The sequence below is a fragment of the Shewanella olleyana genome (assembly GCF_023283825.1).
In the GTDB taxonomy this organism is placed as follows: domain Bacteria; phylum Pseudomonadota; class Gammaproteobacteria; order Enterobacterales; family Shewanellaceae; genus Shewanella; species Shewanella olleyana.
This window is the reverse complement of record NZ_JAKILD010000007.1, coordinates 1-20179: the sequence shown is the minus strand read 5'-3', so window position 1 is coordinate 20179 and position 20179 is coordinate 1. Positions and strand designations below refer to the sequence as shown.

Genomic DNA, 20179 nt, shown 5'->3' with positions numbered 1-20179 from the left:
TGAGCACTTAGCTTGTTCAGTGGTTGGGAAATTCGAGTTTACAGAGCGAGTTTGAATGAAAAATATTGTATTACCTGTTTTTATGTCGATGTTGTCATGCGCGATTGTGGGATCAGCCTTTAGTTATATGTTTGATATTAGTTATGCAGCAGGTATTTACTTCTGTGCGTTTATAATGTGGTCAATGGGATTTAAAAAAGACTTTGAAGGGTTTGGTAATAATGAGTTTGGTGAAGGTGTTAAAAAGCCTAAAAAAGTTGTCGCTATTCGTTTATCACTTTGGGTAACATTTTTGATTGGTGTTTTATTTCTGAATTAGAGTTGGTTATTTGTTAGCTGGTGCTATGTATGTACCAATGATCTATTATCGGTCACGATGACATGGATGCTTGCTTATGACCTGTCGGTCACTAAGATTTAAAGTCGTGGTGCTTCGCTCTTAATCTTTATTAAAAATGACGAAAGGGAAACAACAGCATTTCCCTTTTTTCTGATTTTTATAAGAATTTTACCGCTCTGACGAAGTGACTTTTTGTAGTAGATAAGCTTCATGCTAAATAAGCGGATTTACTACCGCCTCAGATTCGTATCTGCTGTATATGAATGTCACTATGACATGGGGTCTTGCTTATGACCTGTCGGTCACTAAGATATAAAGTCGTGGTGCTTCGCCCACACCAGACGAAAGGGAAACAACAGCATTTCCCTTCTCGACATCCCTTGCCGCTCCGGAGAAGTGTTGTTCTTCATGCTAAATAAGCGAATTTGTTACCGCCTCAGAATCGCCATCCATGGCTCAACTGAGGCTATGTCGGCGTCCTGCCTCCATCACGCAAATTAGCTTAACGCATTCAGACACTTCCAACGGATAACATCGAGCCGGCAGGTTCATTTGGTGTTGGACTGAGAAAGTTTGATCTGACCCACCTTATTTGATTCGTATCTGCTGTATATGGATATATGAATGTCACGATGACATGGGGTCTTGCTTATGACCTGTCGGTCACTAAGATATAAAGTCGTGGTGCTTCGCCCACACCAGACGAAAGGGAAACAACAGCATTTCTCTTCTCGACATCCCTTGCCGCTCCGGCGAAGTGTTGTTCTTCATGCTAAATAAGCGAATTTGCTACCGCCTCAGACTCGCCATCCATGGCTTAACTGAGGCTATGTCGGCGTCCTGCCTCCATCACGCAAATTAGCTTAACGCATTCAGACACTTCCAACGGAGATCATCGAACCCGCATGTTCATTTGTTGGTAGATAGAGAAAGTTTGATCTGACACGACTTATTCACTTATTCCACTTAATTCCATATTAAAACTGATACACTATATGTATCAAAGGCATAGTGTCAGAATAGAGAATGCAAGATGAGTAATCAAAGAGAAAACTTAGCACAAATTGACTTGAATGAAGTTTTTAGTGGAATTGATGAAATCAGTATTACAGCACCTTTTGAAGAATATCTTGAAGGTTTAGATTCATTTTACTCAAACTTTAAGTCAGATGAAAACACCTCATTGATTAGATATTTTAGTGATTTTGACCCTAAAAACTTTGATGATAAAGAAAAAGAGTTCGTACGTGGTGCGTTATTAGTTGCTAACTATGATGAAGCAGCATTGCGTGGCGAGAATGTTCTTTTATTTTCTGAACCCATAATCCTAGCAGAGTTATCTTGTATAAATACACCTTATGAAGAGAATGATAGTGCTATTAGGCTTATATCTTATTTGGGAACTGATAAAAAAATAACAACACAAAGAACTACTCAATATGAGGGTTTGGGATTAATTTCTAAAGAAGTAACAGTATATCAAGTACATCAAATAGTCATTGGTGTCATTCTACCTAAAAGAAGTAAATTGGAATCAGTAAAATTAGCAAGGGCCACTTATCTTCATTCAGACCAGAAGAAATTAAAAAATATACAAAAGTTATTAAAAAAGGCAAGCGATTTACCTCAAGTTTTGATTCAGAAAGCCTCAAGAAAAACTGATGAAATAAATAGATTAATTAGAATTGAGAAAGATAATTTTAAAGCATTAAAGGGTGATATTGATGTTTTGGAGCAAGAAAAGGCTAATGTAGAGGGAAGCTTAAAGACTAGTCAAAATTCATTAAAAAAAGTTCAAAATGAATTAAAAACTATATCTAAAGATTTTGATAATACAGTTGCTGATGTAAACCAAAAATCACTTGAGATAGATAGCCTTCAATCTGAAATTAAATCAAAGTCTAGCTTTTTAAAGAACGAAGAAACTCGATTGAATGATATTAAAAATAATATCATTGTAGAGGGGGCCACTTTAAATGCGATAAAGGAAGAATTAGCTGATGCGCAGAGAGAAAAGAACCTAACAACGTTTGACACAATAGGTCATTCTAAAGAAACCGCTAAACAATTAACACCATATTATTGGTTTGCAGGTCTTACGTTTTTAGGCCTAGTTTTTATGGCTATTTATATATATGCAAATGGTCAAGATTTTACTAAAACTTTACCGTACTTAGTTCATGTAAGTGCATGGGATATCTTGTTGAGTAGATTACCATTAATAACAGCTACAACATTGATTATTGGGGGGCTATCTAGTGTGTTCTTTTTCTTAATAAAACATATTATCTCTCTGAATACCGAAAAAATGACAATGTTAAAAGCAGGTATTCTTGCTGAACAAATTACTAACTCACTTGATTGTAAAGACATGACTGATGATCAAAAGCTTGAGTTTAAACGTGATACTAAAATAAAACTAATTATGCAGGTTTTTTCTAAAAGTGAACCTGAAGTAGATAAGAATAATATTATCATTGAAGCTTTAAAAGCTATGAATTCAAAGTAGTACGTAGGTGTTTTTGATGAACATTATGAATTAGTCATCAAACAAACCTGCCTACTCAACAACCTCCATTCGAAGTGTCCGATGACGTTAAGTCAATTCACGTGATGGAGGCAGGACGCCGACATAGCCTCAGTTGAGCCAGGGATGGCGATTCTGAGGCGGTAGTGAATTGGCTTAGTAGTCAGAGGAAAAACACTTCGTTGGAGCGGGTGGGTGTTCCAAGAGGGAGTTGCCGTTCACTCCCTTTTGGTCTGGTGTGGGCGAAGCGCCACGACCTTGATCTTGCTGTTATCTTGGTTGCTAAATACAATCCCAAAAAACTCAAATTAAACCAACAAAAAAGCGAGCCTCCAATAAAGCTCGCTTTTGATTTTAAAAGACCAACCATTTAACTTTTGGCTAAAAGTTAAAACACCATTTCTGGTACATGCTCTGGCACGACCAACTTACCTGCAGTCTTAGATTGGATCTCTTCAACCGACACCCCTGGTGCGCGCTCTAACAAGTGGAATGCGCCGTCTTTGATCTCCATAAAGGCAAGATCAGTCATTACGCGTTTAATACAGCCATAACCTGTTAATGGCAGCTCACATAAAGGCAGTAGCTTTGAGTTACCTTTTTTATCAGCGTGCATCATGGTGACGATAATATTGTCAGCGCCAGCCACTAAGTCCATTGCACCGCCCATGCCTTTAATTAACTTGCCTGGGATCATCCATGATGCAATTGAACCATTAACATCCACTTCAAAAGCACCTAGTACGGTTAAGTCGACGTGGCCGCCGCGGATCATGGCAAAGCTTTCTGCTGATGAGAAAAATGATGCGCCATCAACAGCGGTGACGGTTTGCTTACCTGCATTGATAAGGTCTGCATCAATGGTTTCTTCAGTTGGGAACTCGCCCATACCTAATAAGCCATTTTCAGATTGCAGCATGACGCTCATGCCTTGTGGAATGTAGTTGGCCACTAGCGTTGGGATACCGATGCCAAGGTTAACGTAAAAGCCGTCTTGCATTTCTTGTGCTACACGTTGAGCAAGTTGTTCTCTTGATAATGCCATGTCTTGCTCCTTATTTTGCTACCGCGTCAGTTGGTTTGACTGTACGTTGCTCGATGCGTTTTTCAAAGCTGGCTTGGATCACGCGGTCAACGTATATACCTGGGGTATGAATGTGGTTTGGATCTAATTCACCTGGCTGGACAATTTCTTCTGCTTCTACAACGGTAATCTTGCCAGCAGTCGCCATCATAGGATTGAAGTTAGCTGCAGTTTTACGGAAGATTAAGTTACCCATGGTGTCAGCTTTCCAAGCGCGAACAAGGGCAAAGTCTGAGGTAAGTGAGTCTTCAAGCACGTAATGACGGCCTTTGATTTCACGGGTTTCTTTACCGTCAGCAATTGGGGTGCCATAACCTGTAGCTGTGAAAAAGGCAGGGATACCCGCGCCGCCAGCTCGGATTTTCTCAGCTAATGTGCCTTGTGGCGTTAAGATGACATTAAGTTCACCTGAGAGCATTTGCTGCTCAAAAGTGGCATTTTCACCGACGTATGAGGCGATCATGGTGGCGATTTGACGTTGTTTAAGCAGTAAGCCTAAACCGAAATCGTCCACACCCGCATTATTTGAAATGGCAGTTAAACCAGATACGCCCATTTTTACCATGTGGTTAATTAAGCCTTCTGGAATACCGCATAGGCCAAAACCACCGACCATGATGGTCATGTCATTTGTTAAACCTTGTAAGGCTTCTTCGTAGCTTTGAACGACTTTGTTGAGTCCTGCCATCATCTTGTCCTTTTCAGTTTGCTAAGGTGCAAAGTGTGTACTTATTCTGTGTTTGTCTATTAGCTCGTTAACTTGAGCTAATAGCTCTGCTGTAACTAAAAACTAATCCGCGCTAATGGCTTTAGCCACTTTTGAACCGTTGTCTCGGCCTAAGGCTTGGCTTATTTGATTGCCAGCTTTAGCAAGTTTCGTTAAATCAACACCAGTTTCTATGCCCATGCCGTGCAGCATGTAAACAACATCTTCGGTGGCAAGGTTGCCTGATGCGCCTTTGGCGTAAGGGCAGCCACCCAGTCCTGCAACCGATGAGTCAATGACACTCACGCCAGTATCTAAACAGGCCTGAATATTGGCGAGTGCTTGGCCGTAGGTGTCATGAAAGTGTAGTGCGAGTTTTTCAACAGGCACTAATTTAGCGACAGCTTCAACCATCTTACGGGCTTTAATGGGCGTGCCAACACCTATGGTGTCGCCAAGAGAAATCTCGTAACAGCCCATTTTGTAAAGTATTTCAGACACGCGGGCGACTTCGTTAATATCAATGTCACCTTCGTAAGGACAGCCAAGCACGCAAGAGACATAGCCGCGAACAGGGATGTTTTTTGCTTTAGCTAGCGCCATGACTGGCTCAAAGCGGGCAATGGACTCTGCAATTGAGCAGTTAATATTGCGCTGACTAAAGGTTTCTGATGCTGCGCCAAAGATGGCAACTTCATCGGCGCCAGCGTCAAGCGCGAGTTCCAGCCCTTTTAAATTCGGTGTCAGTGCGGAATAGACTACTCCAGCTTTACGTTGGTTATGTTGATTTAGCTGAGTAAAAACCTCACCTGAGTCGGCCATTTGTGGCACCCATTTAGGTGACACAAAACTGCCTGCTTCAATACGGGTTATGCCTGCCTCAGCCAATTGCTCAATCAAAGTAAGCTTGTCTTGGGTCGTCACAGCCTTTTCATTTTGCAGGCCGTCACGAGCGCCAACTTCAAAGATGCTCACCTTTTTAGGAAGACCAGATACATTCATCATTAGTCTTCCTTGTCTGCAGCTTCGACATTGAGTGCTTCTACATTTAGGAGCTGGGCACCATCGGTAACCAGCTCGCCGCTTTGGAAGTAAAACTCGCTGACGACTCCGTCAAATGGCGCTTCAATGGTGTATTCCATTTTCATTGCTTCCATTACCAATAAACCTTGGCCTTCAGTGACGGTATCGCCCACTTCAACTAAATGTGTCACCACAGTGCCGTTCATCGGCGCATTTAATTTATCTGCGCTATCGGATGTATCTTCAGCTTCTTGATCTAATACCGCTTTAAAGTGATAACTGCCAGATGGAAGGAATAGGGTGAAATCATCACCTTCATGGCTTACAGGGACTTTGCTTTTATGGCCGTTAATTTCAGCCAGTAATACGTCATCCTGAATTGAGCCAGCAAGCTTGAGGGCTTGACCGTTTAGACCAAGATGCAGTGCATCGCCCAAGTCGGTAATGACGAGGTTTTGCAGTGCCGACTCATCACTGTCACTGGCACTGTTATTGTTACCTGCATGAGTATTGGCATGTTCAGTCAGCAGTGATACATGATGAATGCTGGCGCTATTGAGTCTAAAGCCGCTTACTTGTCCCCAAGGCGAGTATGGGTCATCGCTATTGGTGGCGTTAACCTTTGCTGCTTCTTGACGAGCAAGAACTTGATACAGACCAGCTAACGCAATAGCGTTATCGAAATCATTGGTTACATCACCAATCAAGCTGCTTGAGTAGCGCTCGATAAAGTCGGTGCAAAAGTCCGCTTCAGCAAAGGCTTTGTGCTCAGCAATGTTGGCCAAGAATTCGATATTATGTTTAAGGCCACTGATTTGGTATGAGCTTAATGCATGGGTTAATCGTTGCAGCGCACGTGAGCGAGACTCGTCCCAGACAATTAATTTTGAAATCATTGGGTCGTAAAAGTTACTGATGACATCGTTTTCACGAATACCTGAGTCAATACGCACATGGCGGTTTTGGTCTGGCTCACGCAGGAAGTTTAATTTACCTGCTGCTGGCAAAAATTCATTGCGTGGATCTTCAGCGTAAATACGAACTTCAAATGAGTGTCCGTGAACACTGACTTCATCTTGTTTAAGCGGTAATTCACTGCCACTAGCTACCATTAACTGCCACTTAACTAAGTCTTGGCCAGTGACCATTTCGGTAACAGGATGCTCCACTTGTAAGCGAGTGTTCATTTCCATGAAGTAGAAGCTATCGTCAGTATCGAGTAAGAATTCAACGGTACCTGCGCCCACATAATCAATGGCTTTTGCTGCGGCTACAGCGGCTTCGCCCATTTGTTGACGCAGTGCATCTGAAAGCCCAGGTGCTGGCGCTTCTTCAACCACTTTTTGGTGACGGCGCTGAATTGAACAATCACGGTCTGATAAGTAAATGGTGTTGCCAAAGGTATCAGCAAATACTTGTACTTCAACATGGCGCGGCTGACGTAAGTAGCGCTCCATTAAGAGTTTGTCGTTACCAAATGATGAGGCAGCTTCACGGCGGGCTGAGTTTATCGCATCCTGCACTTCTGCTTGGCTTTCAACGATACGCATGCCTTTACCACCGCCGCCGTAAGCGGCTTTAATTAGCATAGGGTAGCCGACGTTTTCAGCTTCAGTAAGCAATGTTTCATCGGTTTGGTCATCACCATGGTAACCCGGCACTAACGGCACATTGGCTGCGCCCATAATGATTTTTGCCGCGCTCTTGCTGCCCATTGAGTCGATAGCGTCGCTACCAGGTCCAACAAAAGCAATGCCGTTTTGTTCACAGCTGCGGGCAAAGTCAGCGTTTTCTGACAAGAAGCCGTAACCTGGGTGAATGGCTTCAGCACCAGATTTTTTGGCGATATCGATTATCAAATCGCCTTTTAAATAAGAGTCTGCTGGGGCGCTGCCGCCTATATGAAATGATTCATCAGCCATGGCCACATGACGGGCATTGGCATCAGCATCAGAATAAAGCGCTACCGTGCGCACGCCCATGGCGCGAGCTGTATTGATGATGCGACAAGCAATTTCACCGCGGTTAGCAATTAATAATTTGGTAAACATTATTGAGCTCCTTGTGCATCAGGCTTGGCGTTTTGTTGCTTATTGGTCCAAGCTGGCGAGCGTTTTTCAAAAAATGCATTGAGGCCTTCTTGGCCTTCATCTGACACACGAATGCGAGCAATTTGCTCACTGGTATAGGCAAGGGTTTTGTCGTCAATGACGCCATCTTCAAGGCGAGATACTAAGGTTTTAACCCAAGCCATACCCTGTGGGCTATTGCCATTAAATGCATCAATGAATGGCTGCGCTGCGGCATCTAAATCATCATTAATCTCATGGATCACTTGATGGGTTACAGCGACTTCTGCGCTAAAGCGCTCTGCCGTTAACATGTAGCGGCGAACTTGGCGGTTGCCCATGGCGCGAACCACATAAGGGCTGATGACAGCAGGGATAAGGCCGAGTTTGACTTCACTTAAGCAAAAACTTGCGTGGCTATTTGCGATGGCGATATCGCAGCAACAAATTAATCCTAATGCGCCGCCAAAAGCCGCCCCATTGACTAAAGCAATGGTGGGCTTAGGAAACTTATCCAGTACGTGCATTAATTTAGCCAGCTCGTTGGCATCGCTTAGGTTTTGCTCAAAGTCCATTTTTGCTTGTTTGCGCATCCAATTAAGGTCGGCGCCAGCGCTGAAGTTTTTACCGTTTGCGCGCAAGATTAATTGCTGGCACTCATCGTCATTTGCAAATGCTTCAATGGCGGTGATCATTTCATTGATCATCACTTCATCAAACGCATTGTGCTTTTCTGCGCGGTTTAGAATTAATTCTCCAACGCCTTGGTTAAGCTGGCATTGAATGTACTGATATTGGTTGGCTATTACCATGTTTGATGCTCCTATTGATATTGAATGAATAACCGCAATTACATGCGGAACACACCAAACTTGGTATCTTCAATAGGCGCATTTAACGCCGCGGATAACGCTAAACCGACAACATCTCGGGTTTGCGCTGGATCGATAATGCCGTCATCCCATAAACGTGCACTGGCATGGTACGGATGACCCTCTTTATCGTACTGCTCAACAATAGGTTTTCTAAACGCTTGCTCGTCTTCATCAGACCATTCTTGGCCTTTACGGGCTAAACCGTCACGGCGCACTGTGGCTAACACGCCCGCAGCTTGCTCGCCGCCCATGACTGAGATGCGGGCATTTGGCCACATCCACATCATGGTTGGCTCGAATGCGCGGCCACACATACCATAGTTACCAGCGCCATAACTGCCGCCAATAATGACGGTGAATTTCGGTACGCTGGCACAAGAAACAGCGGTAACCATTTTAGCGCCGTGCTTGGCGATGCCTTCATGTTCGTATTTTTTACCCACCATGAAGCCAGTGATGTTTTGCAGGAACAATAATGGGATTTTGCGCTGGCAACATAATTCAATAAAGTGCGCGCCTTTTTGGGCTGACTCTGAAAACAAAATGCCGTTATTGGCCACAATACCGACAGGGTAGCCATGAATACGGGCAAAACCACACACTAAGGTATTACCGTAATTCGCTTTGAACTCGTCAAAGTCAGAGTCATCGACCACGCGGGCAATGACTTCTTTTACATCAAATGGTTTTTTAAGATCGGTACCGACAATGCCGTAAAGCTCATTAATATCAAACTTTGGCGGTTTAACTGGACTTAACTGAGCTTCAATTTGTTTATGATGATTTAGGCGGGCAATCGATTTGCGAGCAAGTTCTAGTGCATGGTCATCATTTTGGGCTAAGTGATCTGCCACACCTGAAATTTTGGTGTGCACTTCAGCGCCGCCCAGTTCTTCTGCTGAGACTTCTTCGCCTGTTGCTGCTTTAACCAGTGGCGGCCCCGCTAAAAAGATGGTGCCTTGCTCTTTTACAATAATTGATTCATCGGCCATGGCTGGCACATAAGCGCCGCCCGCGGTACATAAGCCCATCACTACTGCCACTTGCGGAATGCCTTTGGCTGACATTTGTGCTTGGTTGTAAAAGATACGTCCGAAATGGTCACGATCTGGGAACACTTCATCTTGGCGAGGCAAGTTAGCCCCGCCTGAATCGACAAGGTAAATACAAGGCAGGTGACAACGGCTAGCGATATCTTGCGCACGTAAATGCTTTTTAACGGTAATGGGGTAGTAAGTGCCACCTTTTACTGTGGCGTCATTTGCGATAATCATGCACTCAACGCCGCTCACTCGGCCAATGCCAGCAATCACACCTGCTGCAGGAACGGCTTCGTCATAAACTTCGTAGGCTGCGAATTGGGAAATTTCTAAAAATGGCGAGCCTGGGTCGAGTAGTTTTTCAACACGTTGACGGGGAAGCAATTTACCTCTCGATAAATGACGCTCAAGGGCAGCAGGGCCGCCACCTTGTTCAATCTTTGCGAGTTTGATTTTTAAGTCGTCAACGATGGCGGCCATGTCATTATGCTTGGCTTTAAAATCATCGCTACGGGAGTTAATACGGCTGCTCAATTGCGTCACAATGCATATCCTTATTTGATAAAGGGGAGCGATAACATGGCTGAGACAATGGGGGAACTCCCAACCATGTTACGCAAAACACTTTCTATTTACCTTGGTACAGGCTGTTAGCCCATAATTTGGTTTAAGTTATGTTCTTCTAACGTTAGCTTTTGGGGCCAACTATTTTGTTTCGTTGAAAAGCTCACGACCAATCAGCATACGACGGATCTCTGAGGTGCCTGCGCCGATTTCATATAGCTTGGCATCACGCAGTAAGCGGCCTGTAGCATATTCATTGATATAACCATTTCCGCCCAGTAACTGAATCGCATCTAATGCCATTTTTGTTGCCAATTCAGCACTGTATAGGATTGCGCCTGCAGCATCTTTACGGGTCGTTTCACCGCGATCACATGATTTAGCCACGTTATAGACATAAGATTTTGCGGCATTCATGCCAGTGTACATATCAGCGATTTTGCCCTGAATTAACTGGAATTCACCGATTGATTTACCAAACTGCTCACGCTCGTGAATGTATGGCACCACAATATCCATACAGGCATTCATGATGCCTAATGGGCCACCTGATAGCACAACACGTTCATAATCTAGGCCGCTCATTAGGACTTTGACGCCATTGTTTAGACCGCCAAGAATGTTTTCTTCTGGGACTTCACAGTCTTCAAAAACTAACTCACAGGTGTTTGAACCACGCATGCCGAGTTTGTCTAGCTTTTGCGCTGTGCTGAAGCCTTTAAAGGTTTTTTCAATGATGAAAGCGGTAATGCCGTGGGGGCCTTTATCGATATCGGTTTTAGCATAAATCACTAAGGTGTCAGCGTCTGGACCGTTGGTGATCCACATTTTGTTACCGTTAAGAATGTAGCGATCGCCTTCTTTACGGGCATTAAGCTTCATTGAAACAACATCAGAACCCGCATTCGGTTCACTCATAGCCAAAGCACCAATGTGCTCACCGCTAACTAATTTAGGCAGGTACTTTGCACGTTGGGCATCATTGCCGTTACGGTTAATTTGGTTAACACATAAATTTGAATGTGCGCCGTAACTCAGGCCAATAGAGGCAGATGCGCGGGAGATTTCTTCCATTGCTACTACATGGGCAAGGTAGCCCATGTTTGCGCCGCCAAATTCTTCAGGAACGGTGACTCCGAGTAACCCCATTTCGCCTAGAACTGGCCACATGTGATTAGGGAATGCATTGTCTTGATCAACTTGTGCTGCGATAGGGGCAATTTCGTTAGTTGCAAAATCATTGATGGCGTCGCGAAGCATGTCCACGTCTTCGCCCAGGCCAAAATTAAGGCTTGTGTAGAGTGATGTCATTGTCTTGTGTCCTGTTGAATATAGGTTACTGCTGCCGTGAAACTATGTTGTTTCTTTGGCTTATAATTTTTATGGTCTAACTGTTATTGCTAACATTGGTAAGCTTGGATTCTTAGTGACCCAATGCTTACCTTTTATGATGTGACGGTTTTCTACTATTAAGCTTTAGTGCTTATTTTTGACTAAATGCTTATTTTTACTGCGTAAGGCCAAAAGCGTCGATGAGTTTAGCTATTTGAACTTACTGCTTTTTTATTGTTGTAGTTTTATTTTCTACTTTGTACTTTCCAATGGGTCTAACACGTTCAGTGATTACTTTTCTTGCTCAAGTGCCGCGCGACATTGCTGCTCTGCAGAATTGAGCTCCATTAGTACCACTTTAATATCGTCCATTTGCTGTTGCAGTGATGCTTTCTTTTCTTCAACTAAATCAAGCATGGTATGAAGTTGTGATGTACTGCTTTTATCAGCATCGTACAGTTCAAACAAACGACGGGTTTCAGCTAATGAAAACCCTAAGCGTTTACCGCGCAAAATTAGCTTTAAACGTACACGGTCTTTTAGACTGTAAATACGGGTTTGCCCACGGCGTTTAGGCTTAATAAGCCCTTGGTCTTCGTAGAAACGAATACTTCGTGTGGTGATATCAAATTCTTTTGATAAATCACTGATTGAATATGTGGATTGTGGGTTCAAGTTTGCGCTCATCGTTTCACCAAAAGTACGTCTTTTGATGCAAGATATATGAAGTTTACGTAAAGGTAAAGTTTGATGCCAGTTTGGAATTGGTTTTTTGACTGAGATTATTGTAAATCGAGCTTGCCAATTGAGGTGATAATTCTACAAAAGTGCCTGTGATTAAGCTGTCATAGTATATCAGCTATCACTGATTGTTGGTTATGAAAATTTATACGAGTGTTTTAATTTCAATGCGTTAGCTGTTGAGTTTATGTCAAAGTAGCTGGTTTTGGGTGAGCTAAAAGCTATATCCCTTGGTCTAATGGGGTTTATTTTTTAACCACGCCATAATGAAATAAAAATAATCGTTGTGATTAAAGATTAACTTACAAGCATGATACAGGGGAGTTGAAGATGGCTGGATTAGGAAAGCAAATGCATCAGCAATCTTTGCAAGATAAGCAAGGGTTTTGGCAGCAAGCCGCACAAGCTGTGACATGGTATACACCGTTTGAACAAGTGTTGGATGAATCGAATGCGCCGTTTTATCAGTGGTTTGCAGGCGGTAAAATGAACACCTGTTTCAATGCTGTAGACAGGCATGTTGAGGCGGGACATGGCGATCGAATCGCCATCGAATATGTGAGTCCAGTCACTCAAAATCAATACAGTATTAGCTATCAAGAGTTACTTTCTCAGGTCAGTCGTTTAGCGGGTTACATGCAATCTATTGGCATTGAAAAGGGCGATAGGGTGGTGATTTATATGCCTATGGTGCCAGAAACTGCTTATGCCATGTTAGCGTGTGCTCGTATTGGTGCTATTCATTCTGTGGTATTTGGTGGCTTTGCGGCCAATGAGTTAGCCACACGAATTAACGATGCTAAACCTAAATTAGTTTTGTCAGCGTCATGTGGTATCGAGCCTTCGGGGGTCGTGAAATACAAACCTTTGTTAGATGAAGCGCTAGAACAGGCAAGCCACAAAGTGAATCACTGCGTTATTTTAAATCGTCCTCAATACACTGCTGAGATGCAACCAGTGAGAGATGCTGACTGGCAGGCTTCAATTGCAGATGCACCCTTTGTTGATTGTGTGCCTGTGGAGTCAACTCATCCTTTGTACGTGCTGTATACCTCAGGCACCACAGGGCAACCAAAAGGCGTGGTGCGAGACAATGGTGGTCACGCTGTCGCCATGACGTGGTCAATGAAGCATATTTATAATATCGAAGCTGGGGATGTATTTTGGGCAGCATCGGATGTGGGCTGGGTCGTTGGTCATTCTTACATTGTTTATGGGCCATTAATGGCTGGCGCTACCACATTAATGTATGAAGGTAAGCCTGTAGGCACGCCAGATGCGGGTGCATTTTGGCGTATTATTGAAAACTATAATGTGAAAAGCTTTTTTACTGCCCCGACGGCTATCAGAGCCATTAAACGTGAAGATCCCAATGGCGAACTCCTTAAAGGCGTTAATTTATCTTGTTTAGGACAAGTCTTTTTGGCGGGAGAGCGTTGCGATCCAGATACCCTTTATTGGGCGCAAGATAAACTTAACAAGCCTGTTATCGATCATTGGTGGCAAACAGAAACTGGCTGGCCAGTCGCTGCTAACTTAATGGGCGTTGATCCGATTGAAGTTAAAGCGGGATCGCCCGCAAGACCTGTTCCTGGTTATCAGGTCGAAGTACTCGATGCCATGGGCGATCAAGTGCCTGCCAATGAAAGTGGTAATGTGGTGATTAAACTGCCATTACCACCGGGTAATCTCACCACGCTTTGGAATAATGACGCTCGTTATGTGGACAGCTATTTATCTATGTATGACGGATATTACTTAACGGGTGATGCGGGCTATATCGATGAGGATGGTTACCTTTATATTATGAGTCGTATTGATGACATCATTAATGTCGCGGGTCATCGATTATCCACTGGGCGCTTTGAAGAGGTGTTATGTCAGCATGATGCGGTTGCTGAAGCAGCTGTGATTGGGGTACAGGATAAGCTTAAAGGCCAAGTGCCACTTGGGTTAGTGGTGCTCAAAAATGGGGTTAACTTATCGGATGAACAACTATATAAAGAGCTGCTGGCATTAGTACGCCATGAAATTGGCCCCGTAGCTTCATTTAGATTGGTCAGCGCGGTACAAAAATTACCTAAAACCCGCTCAGGTAAAATATTACGTGCCACCATGCGTAAGATTGCTGATAACAATGAGTACACTGTACCTGCGACAATTGAAGATCCAATGACATTGGATATTGTCCGCAGTGCGTTAACGAAAATGGGATACGCTGACTCGCTCACTAAGGAGCTTACGGTTTAGCAAATCTTTATCAGCAACCTAGTTAAATATTTAATTACCTAAAACGAGCCAGAAGGCTCGTTTTTTGTTTATTAGGGTTTACTGTTAAAGATTGTGGTTAATGAGCTGGATATGGTGTGTATTTGGTCTAAAATGGGAGTTAAGTGCTGATTTATAGTGTTATTTAATCAAACTTCTGCGATTTTTATCTTATAATCGATACTGTTAACCAAAATAGTTGACCCGTTATTTTTAATCAGTAAAAAGACAAAGGCTTGATCTACGTTTATGAACAACATTAAAGAATTACCTGAAAAGATTAATACAAAAACTAGCCGACTCTTTTGGTTAACGGTATTTACTGGTGGGATATATCCGATCATTTGGCTGTTTGCTAAATATCCTAAAATGGATGAGATCACCTCAATTCGTACCGCAGATGATTCGTTTGTACTTTCTATTGCTGTATGTTTTGGTTTTGGTGGGGTGTTATCCCATAGCGAATTCGGCTTTATCGGGGCGATAGGGACCTTGTTATTAACCGCAGCTTTTTTCTTATACGTATTTTGGTCATTCAGAGCGCGGGCAGCGTTGCAAGATTATGCCCACGTGAATTTCGGTATTGATTTCAAAATGAACAAATTTTTCACTGTGGTGCTGAATATCTTTTATATCAATTATTGTATTAATCAATTGCCTGAAGAGCAGCAAAAAGGTCACCCAACTTACGGTAAAGGTTCAATCAATATTACCGAGCTTAAGTGAGTTTTTGAAATCAATTACTAAAAGGAGAAGCTATTAGCTTCTCTTTTTTTATGTGTTTTTTATTATTTTAGATGAACCGGTATCAAATTATTTATTGAACGATATAGGTTGGTTTTAGTTTGTTAAAGCAGCGAGTTGTTGCTTATTTAACTCATTTTTCGCAAAAGTTTATCAGGTAAAACTCGCAGTATTAGCTGGATAAACGCCCATGGATAACTTGGCACATAGCAGTTAGCTCGCTCTTTATTGATAGCATTTGCCATAGCCCGACAACCTGTTTCAGCATCCACCATAAATGGTGCGCCATCCGCGTGATCGTTTATTTCTGTTTTAATATAGCCTGGGTGAACGCAAGTGACGTTTATAGGGGTATTCATTACATCTAATCGAATCCCTTCCGTTAACGATGACAATCCTGCTTTGGTGGCTGCGTAGACGGTCATTGCGCGTCTAAACCCGCGTAAGGCACTGATAGATGAAACCGTGACCAGATGACCATAGTTCTGTTGTCTGAAAATCTGCATCGCCGCTTCACATTGGGCTAATGCCGCGACAAAGTTAGTTTGTGCAGTTTGTTTATTGGCTTCAAATAATCCTGTACCAATTGAGCCACCTTTACCCATACCCGCATTAACGATCACTCTATCAACACTGCCCATTTTCGTATTGAACTGCTCAAAGACCTCGAAAACCTGCTGGTGGTCATTAACATCTAACGCCAATATCAACACCGTCACATTAGGGTAAGCTTGGTTTATTTGAGTTTTAAGTTCTTCTAAACGATCGGTGCGTCTCGCACACAAGCCTAAGTTTGAACCTTGCTTAGCGTATTCAAGTGCCATCCCTTGCCCTAAGCCCGAGCTTGCGCCAGTAATGATGATATTTTGTCTGTGCATCTTGATTCCATTCTTAACAATTGAGTATGAGTCGTTTTTTATTTTGGCTGTAGCTGTACTTAATAGTTGTAGTTGTAGCCGAATGTCATTACACAATTCAAAGTGTTACTTATGAAAAATCAGAGCAATAACTTAAATTATCTTGCGGGCAATTGAGAATGGAGTCAAATAAGTGAATTATTTAATAGAGTATTTGTGCTGTAGGAAGTGAGTTTAATGAACTGAAAGAAGAGATACCAACCAACTTAATATGGCTGGTATTGTTTTGTTTTGGCTTGGTTAGTTATTAGCGTTCGTACTGACAGGCTTTAATACAACCATTTGCACCTGTTGTAATGAGTTCAGCGAGTTTGCTTTTAACGCAGTCCGTTAGCTTTCGCTCAGTTTTGCGAGTTTGCATATACAAGGTCATATTTGGCTTATTACGCATCAGTTCAGCGCGTTCGGCTCTTGGCACTATTTGTGCTCGAATTGAGTCATCATGCGTTAGGTAATCAACAGCGCCTTGAGATACCACTAACGTAATGGCATCGGTGCCAGTCAAAAAGTCAGAAATCTCATTGAGATTATTGGTTTTGGCTGCCACTTTTAAATCGCGTGTTCTACCATCAGCAAATTGTTTTAACGGCGTCGCTGCAAGTTCACTATTAAAGTGTAAAACCTCTGTAAGGATCACGGGATAATTTAGCACTCTATCGAGAATGGGCTTATAAATTTCGTCCCAAATCGGATGGTCTTGTCTGGCAACAACAAAGGTGTCTGTGACTTCACAGATCTTTGTGCTTTGGATGCCGACATGAATAGATGGGTTACAAGTAATGACAACATCACACTGATTATTCAGCAGCATTTCTTCATCATTTGGACCATTATCTTGAAGTACAGCAGATTTCACACATGTTTGACCGCATGCATTATTACATTGGCAATTATAGAGTTTTCTTAAAATTCCATTGGTGAAACCAGATGGTGCGTGAATGGTGATGTCGTTATCAAGACTATCGATACTTTTATCAATTTCTTGGGCAAGATCGATATGGTTAATTTCGATTCTTTTTAGAATAGGGTATAAGCGCTGAGATTTATCCGTTATCTCAAGACCCGAGACTTTTTTTACAAACAGTGGGTCATCGAAGGCATCTCTGAGTCGTGATAAACAGCGACTTATTTTTGATTGAGGAACGTTAAATGATTCAGCAGTTAGTTTTCCGCTTTGAAATTCGTACAACCTTAAGAACACTAACAAGGTCATATAGTCGAGGTTAAGCAGCCTTTCTTGTGTCGTTGTAGGGATCATTATTCACGCTTATTATGGATTAACGTTGCAGTTAATGTACCAATTTAGAGGTACTTTAGGAGTGCGAAATGATAAAATTTGTACTTCAATCACGCTTTTGTATGACTTATACGGTTGAAATGTTAACTCACGAATAGTATTAGGGAATATCAGATTAAAGTTTTACAAAATACCCATAATGCCTTTGTTATATTTTCTTATTAGAACTAATGAGCCTTCTTTACTAACTTACTGTTTAATAACTTACTGTGTTTATTAGATATAACTTGTTTAATGCTTGTTTTCCTATTTCAGCAATAGTGTGTACACATATTGCGACTGTAATTTTGTTACATAAATCCGTATAATCCCCCTTCAAATGGATTCGCTACGCGCGATTAATCTCTGTGACCTTTGGAAAATAATAATGAATACCCTACCATTTCGTTCTGACATCGGTGTTATCGGCCTCGGTGTAATGGGCAAAAATCTCGCGTTAAACATAGCTGATAATGGCTACCTGGTGGCCGCTTTTGATCTTGACAGTGAAAAAGTAAATGCTGCTATTAATCAAGAACAAGCGGAAAGAAAAGCCGACAAAGCCCCCCGAATGCTTGGTTGTAATAATCTTACCGAAATGCTCGACTCTCTGGCTAAACCCCGCGTCATCGTTCTATCTGTTCCTGCTGGTGGGCCAGTTGATGGTGTGTGTAATGCTTTAATTGATGCTGGTATCGAATCTGACGATATTATTGTTGATACAGGTAACAGTTTATGGACTGATACCGTTGAACGTGAAGCGCGCTTTAAAGGCAAGTTTGTGTTCTTTAGTTCAGCTGTTTCTGGTGGTGAAGTTGGTGCGCGCTTTGGCCCATCGCTCATGCCGAGTGGCGACAAAGATGCATGGCAATATGTTGCGCCTGTATGGAAAGCCATGGCGGCTAAAGTCGACCCTGAAACAGGTTTACCCATTGAACGCTTCGAGCCTGGCAACCCAGTCACTGAAGGCGAGCCATGTACCACATATATTGGTCCAGCTGGTTCTGGTCATTATGTAAAAATGGTACATAACGGTATTGAATATGCCGATATGCAATTGATTTGCGAAGCTTATCAGTTACTTCATGATGGTTTAGGTTTAACTGCTCATGAAATTGGTGATATTTTCCATGGTTGGAATCAAGGTAGCCTAAACAGCTACTTGATGGAAATCAGTGCAGAGGTTTTACAACAAGATGATCCGTTAACGGGTCAACCTCTGGTTGAAATGATATTAGATAAAGCAGGCCAGAAAGGCACTGGATTGTGGACTGCTGTGAGCAGTTTACAAATTGGTTGCCCAGCGCCAACGATTGCAGAAGCTGTCTATGCACGTGCTGTGAGCACACAAAAAGATTTACGAGTTAACTTAAGCTCAAAGCTTGCAGGTCCAGCTAAAGTTGCACTTAACGATGCTGAAAAAGCGGAGTTTATTGCCAACCTTGAAGATGCATTGTATTGCGCCAAAGTGTGTTGCTACGCACAAGGTTTCCAATTAATGGCTATGGCTGCAAAAGAGCAAAATTGGTCGTTAGATTTTGCTGAAATTGCTAAGATTTGGCGTGCAGGTTGTATCATACGTGCGACTTTCTTACAGTCAATTACCAAAGCTTATCAAGATGATGCAGCGCTTCCTAACTTACTGATGGCGCAAACCTTCAGTGACAGTTTATCAGCTAAGCATATGAATTGGCGCAAGACGGTAGCAGCGTCAGTAATGCAAGGCATTCCAGCACCGTGTATTAGCTCTGCTGTGGCGTATTACGATAGTTACCGTAGTGAAACGTTACCGGCCAACTTACTTCAAGGTCAGCGTGATTTTTTCGGCGCACATACATTTGAACGTACCGATAAGCCTGCCGGTGAAAAGTACCATTTAGATTGGAGCGCTAAAGAGCGTACTTTATCTAAAGTGTAGATTTCCTTTAATTTGCTGAAGTCGGTTACTAGCACCAGCACCAGCACCAGCAGTGAGAAAAGAATAAAGCGCCTAATTACTATATATTATAATTAAGGCGCTTTTTTATTGCTTTTGATCATCTAATATCATTAGTTATCGCTGAAAAATCTGTCTTAATTTCAATACTTACTTATTAGCAAGCTTGAAGAAAACTTGTATCTCAGACGACTGTGTTATAGGTTCAGTTATAGGATGCAAAATATATAACGGAGCAGGGTGCTAATATGGAAAAGACCGCAAGAGTTGATGAAGCGATTGAATCACTTATCGCCGAATATGATAAATACAGTCAAGCCGCAGATAAAAAACTCCCGCCTTTAGACATCAAAGATAGTGAATCACTCGAGAAATTATTAGAAGTCGTATTATTACGAGAATCTCTGAGCCAAAGAACGACCAAAAAAGCGCCTGCCTCGGTGAAGTTAAGAGCCGCAATTGCTGATTTGATTTTACTGAATGATAATTTTGATAGAAAACAAATTTCAGCCAATGCCGCCGCAGAAAATGCTGCAGAAGTTGAATAGTGTACCGATAAAGTTTTGGCACAGGTTAATATCAGGAAAACGATTTAACGCATTTAAAAAAGGCTTCCTTAGGAAGCCTCAGACTGCTGACAAAGCCCTAGACATTCGTCTAGGGCTTTGATCTAATAGAAGTACAGATAATAACCAAGTTTATCATCATGCTTCGAGAGCCTAGTCCACAACAATATG

At 42.4% G+C, this 20179-nt stretch carries 16 protein-coding genes; 6 read left to right on the top strand and 10 right to left on the bottom strand.

Features of this window, described 5'->3' with window-relative positions; genetic code table 11:
* Nucleotides 1–55 precede the first annotated feature (55 nt).
* Nucleotides 56–319, top strand: a complete 264-nt coding sequence (locus L2735_RS06485; protein WP_248983931.1) for a hypothetical protein — start codon at nucleotides 56–58, stop codon at nucleotides 317–319.
* Between the two features lie 1054 nt (nucleotides 320–1373).
* Nucleotides 1374–2849 (top strand): coiled-coil domain-containing protein, encoded by a 1476-nt coding sequence (locus L2735_RS06480; protein ID WP_248983930.1) that lies wholly within the window; start codon nucleotides 1374–1376, stop codon nucleotides 2847–2849.
* A 406-nt stretch (nucleotides 2850–3255) separates the two neighbouring features.
* Here the strand turns inward: L2735_RS06480 and L2735_RS06475 are convergent, their stop codons facing one another.
* From L2735_RS06475 to L2735_RS06440, 8 genes are all read right to left on the bottom strand, one after another.
* Nucleotides 3256–3912 carry a 3-oxoacid CoA-transferase subunit B gene (locus L2735_RS06475; protein WP_248983929.1) on the bottom strand — a complete coding sequence of 219 codons (657 nt, stop codon included), beginning with the start codon at nucleotides 3910–3912 and terminating at the stop codon, nucleotides 3256–3258.
* Between the two features lie 10 nt (nucleotides 3913–3922).
* Entirely contained in the window at nucleotides 3923–4639 is a 717-nt protein-coding gene (locus L2735_RS06470) for a CoA transferase subunit A (RefSeq protein WP_248983928.1), read from the bottom strand.
* 102 nt (nucleotides 4640–4741) lie between these two features.
* Nucleotides 4742–5662 (bottom strand): hydroxymethylglutaryl-CoA lyase, encoded by a 921-nt coding sequence (locus L2735_RS06465; protein ID WP_428848297.1) that lies wholly within the window; start codon nucleotides 5660–5662, stop codon nucleotides 4742–4744.
* Nucleotides 5662–7731: an acetyl/propionyl/methylcrotonyl-CoA carboxylase subunit alpha gene (locus L2735_RS06460; RefSeq protein ID WP_248983927.1), complete on the bottom strand. Its 2070-nt coding sequence runs from the start codon at nucleotides 7729–7731 to the stop codon at nucleotides 5662–5664. Before L2735_RS06460 ends, L2735_RS06465 begins: the two co-directional genes overlap by 1 nt.
* A complete protein-coding gene (locus tag L2735_RS06455) occupies nucleotides 7731–8561 on the bottom strand; it encodes an enoyl-CoA hydratase-related protein (RefSeq protein WP_248983926.1) in 831 nt (276 codons plus the stop codon). The genes L2735_RS06460 and L2735_RS06455 overlap by 1 nt, the downstream gene beginning before the upstream one ends.
* Nucleotides 8562–8599: 38 nt before the next feature.
* Nucleotides 8600–10207 (bottom strand): carboxyl transferase domain-containing protein, encoded by a 1608-nt coding sequence (locus L2735_RS06450; protein WP_248983925.1) that lies wholly within the window; start codon nucleotides 10205–10207, stop codon nucleotides 8600–8602.
* 162 nt (nucleotides 10208–10369) lie between these two features.
* Entirely contained in the window at nucleotides 10370–11539 is a 1170-nt protein-coding gene (locus L2735_RS06445) for an isovaleryl-CoA dehydrogenase (protein ID WP_248983924.1), read from the bottom strand.
* A gap of 312 nt (nucleotides 11540–11851) precedes the next feature.
* Nucleotides 11852–12247, bottom strand: coding sequence for a MerR family transcriptional regulator (locus L2735_RS06440; protein ID WP_153915605.1), 396 nt, complete (start codon nucleotides 12245–12247; stop codon nucleotides 11852–11854).
* Between the two features lie 384 nt (nucleotides 12248–12631).
* Between L2735_RS06440 and L2735_RS06435 the strand changes: the two genes are divergently transcribed.
* Nucleotides 12632–14551, top strand: a complete 1920-nt coding sequence (locus L2735_RS06435) for a propionyl-CoA synthetase (RefSeq protein WP_248983923.1) — start codon at nucleotides 12632–12634, stop codon at nucleotides 14549–14551.
* 267 nt (nucleotides 14552–14818) lie between these two features.
* Nucleotides 14819–15295: a hypothetical protein gene (locus L2735_RS06430; RefSeq protein WP_248983922.1), complete on the top strand. Its 477-nt coding sequence runs from the start codon at nucleotides 14819–14821 to the stop codon at nucleotides 15293–15295.
* A 146-nt stretch (nucleotides 15296–15441) separates the two neighbouring features.
* On the opposite strand, the gene L2735_RS06425 is transcribed toward L2735_RS06430, so the two are convergent.
* Both L2735_RS06425 and L2735_RS06420 read right to left on the bottom strand, forming a co-directional pair.
* Nucleotides 15442–16191: an SDR family oxidoreductase gene (locus tag L2735_RS06425; RefSeq protein WP_248983921.1), complete on the bottom strand. Its 750-nt coding sequence runs from the start codon at nucleotides 16189–16191 to the stop codon at nucleotides 15442–15444.
* Nucleotides 16192–16477: 286 nt separating this feature from the next.
* Entirely contained in the window at nucleotides 16478–17488 is a 1011-nt protein-coding gene (locus L2735_RS06420) for a LysR family transcriptional regulator (protein ID WP_248983920.1), read from the bottom strand.
* A 406-nt stretch (nucleotides 17489–17894) separates the two neighbouring features.
* Here L2735_RS06420 and gndA point away from each other — a divergent pair, with 406 nt between their 5' ends.
* Nucleotides 17895–19424 (top strand): NADP-dependent phosphogluconate dehydrogenase, encoded by a 1530-nt coding sequence (gene gndA, locus L2735_RS06415; RefSeq protein ID WP_248983919.1) that lies wholly within the window; start codon nucleotides 17895–17897, stop codon nucleotides 19422–19424.
* Nucleotides 19425–19690: 266 nt separating this feature from the next.
* Complete coding sequence (locus L2735_RS06410; protein ID WP_248983918.1) at nucleotides 19691–19990, top strand: hypothetical protein; 300 nt, start codon at nucleotides 19691–19693, stop codon at nucleotides 19988–19990.
* The last annotated feature ends 189 nt before the right edge of the window (nucleotides 19991–20179 follow it).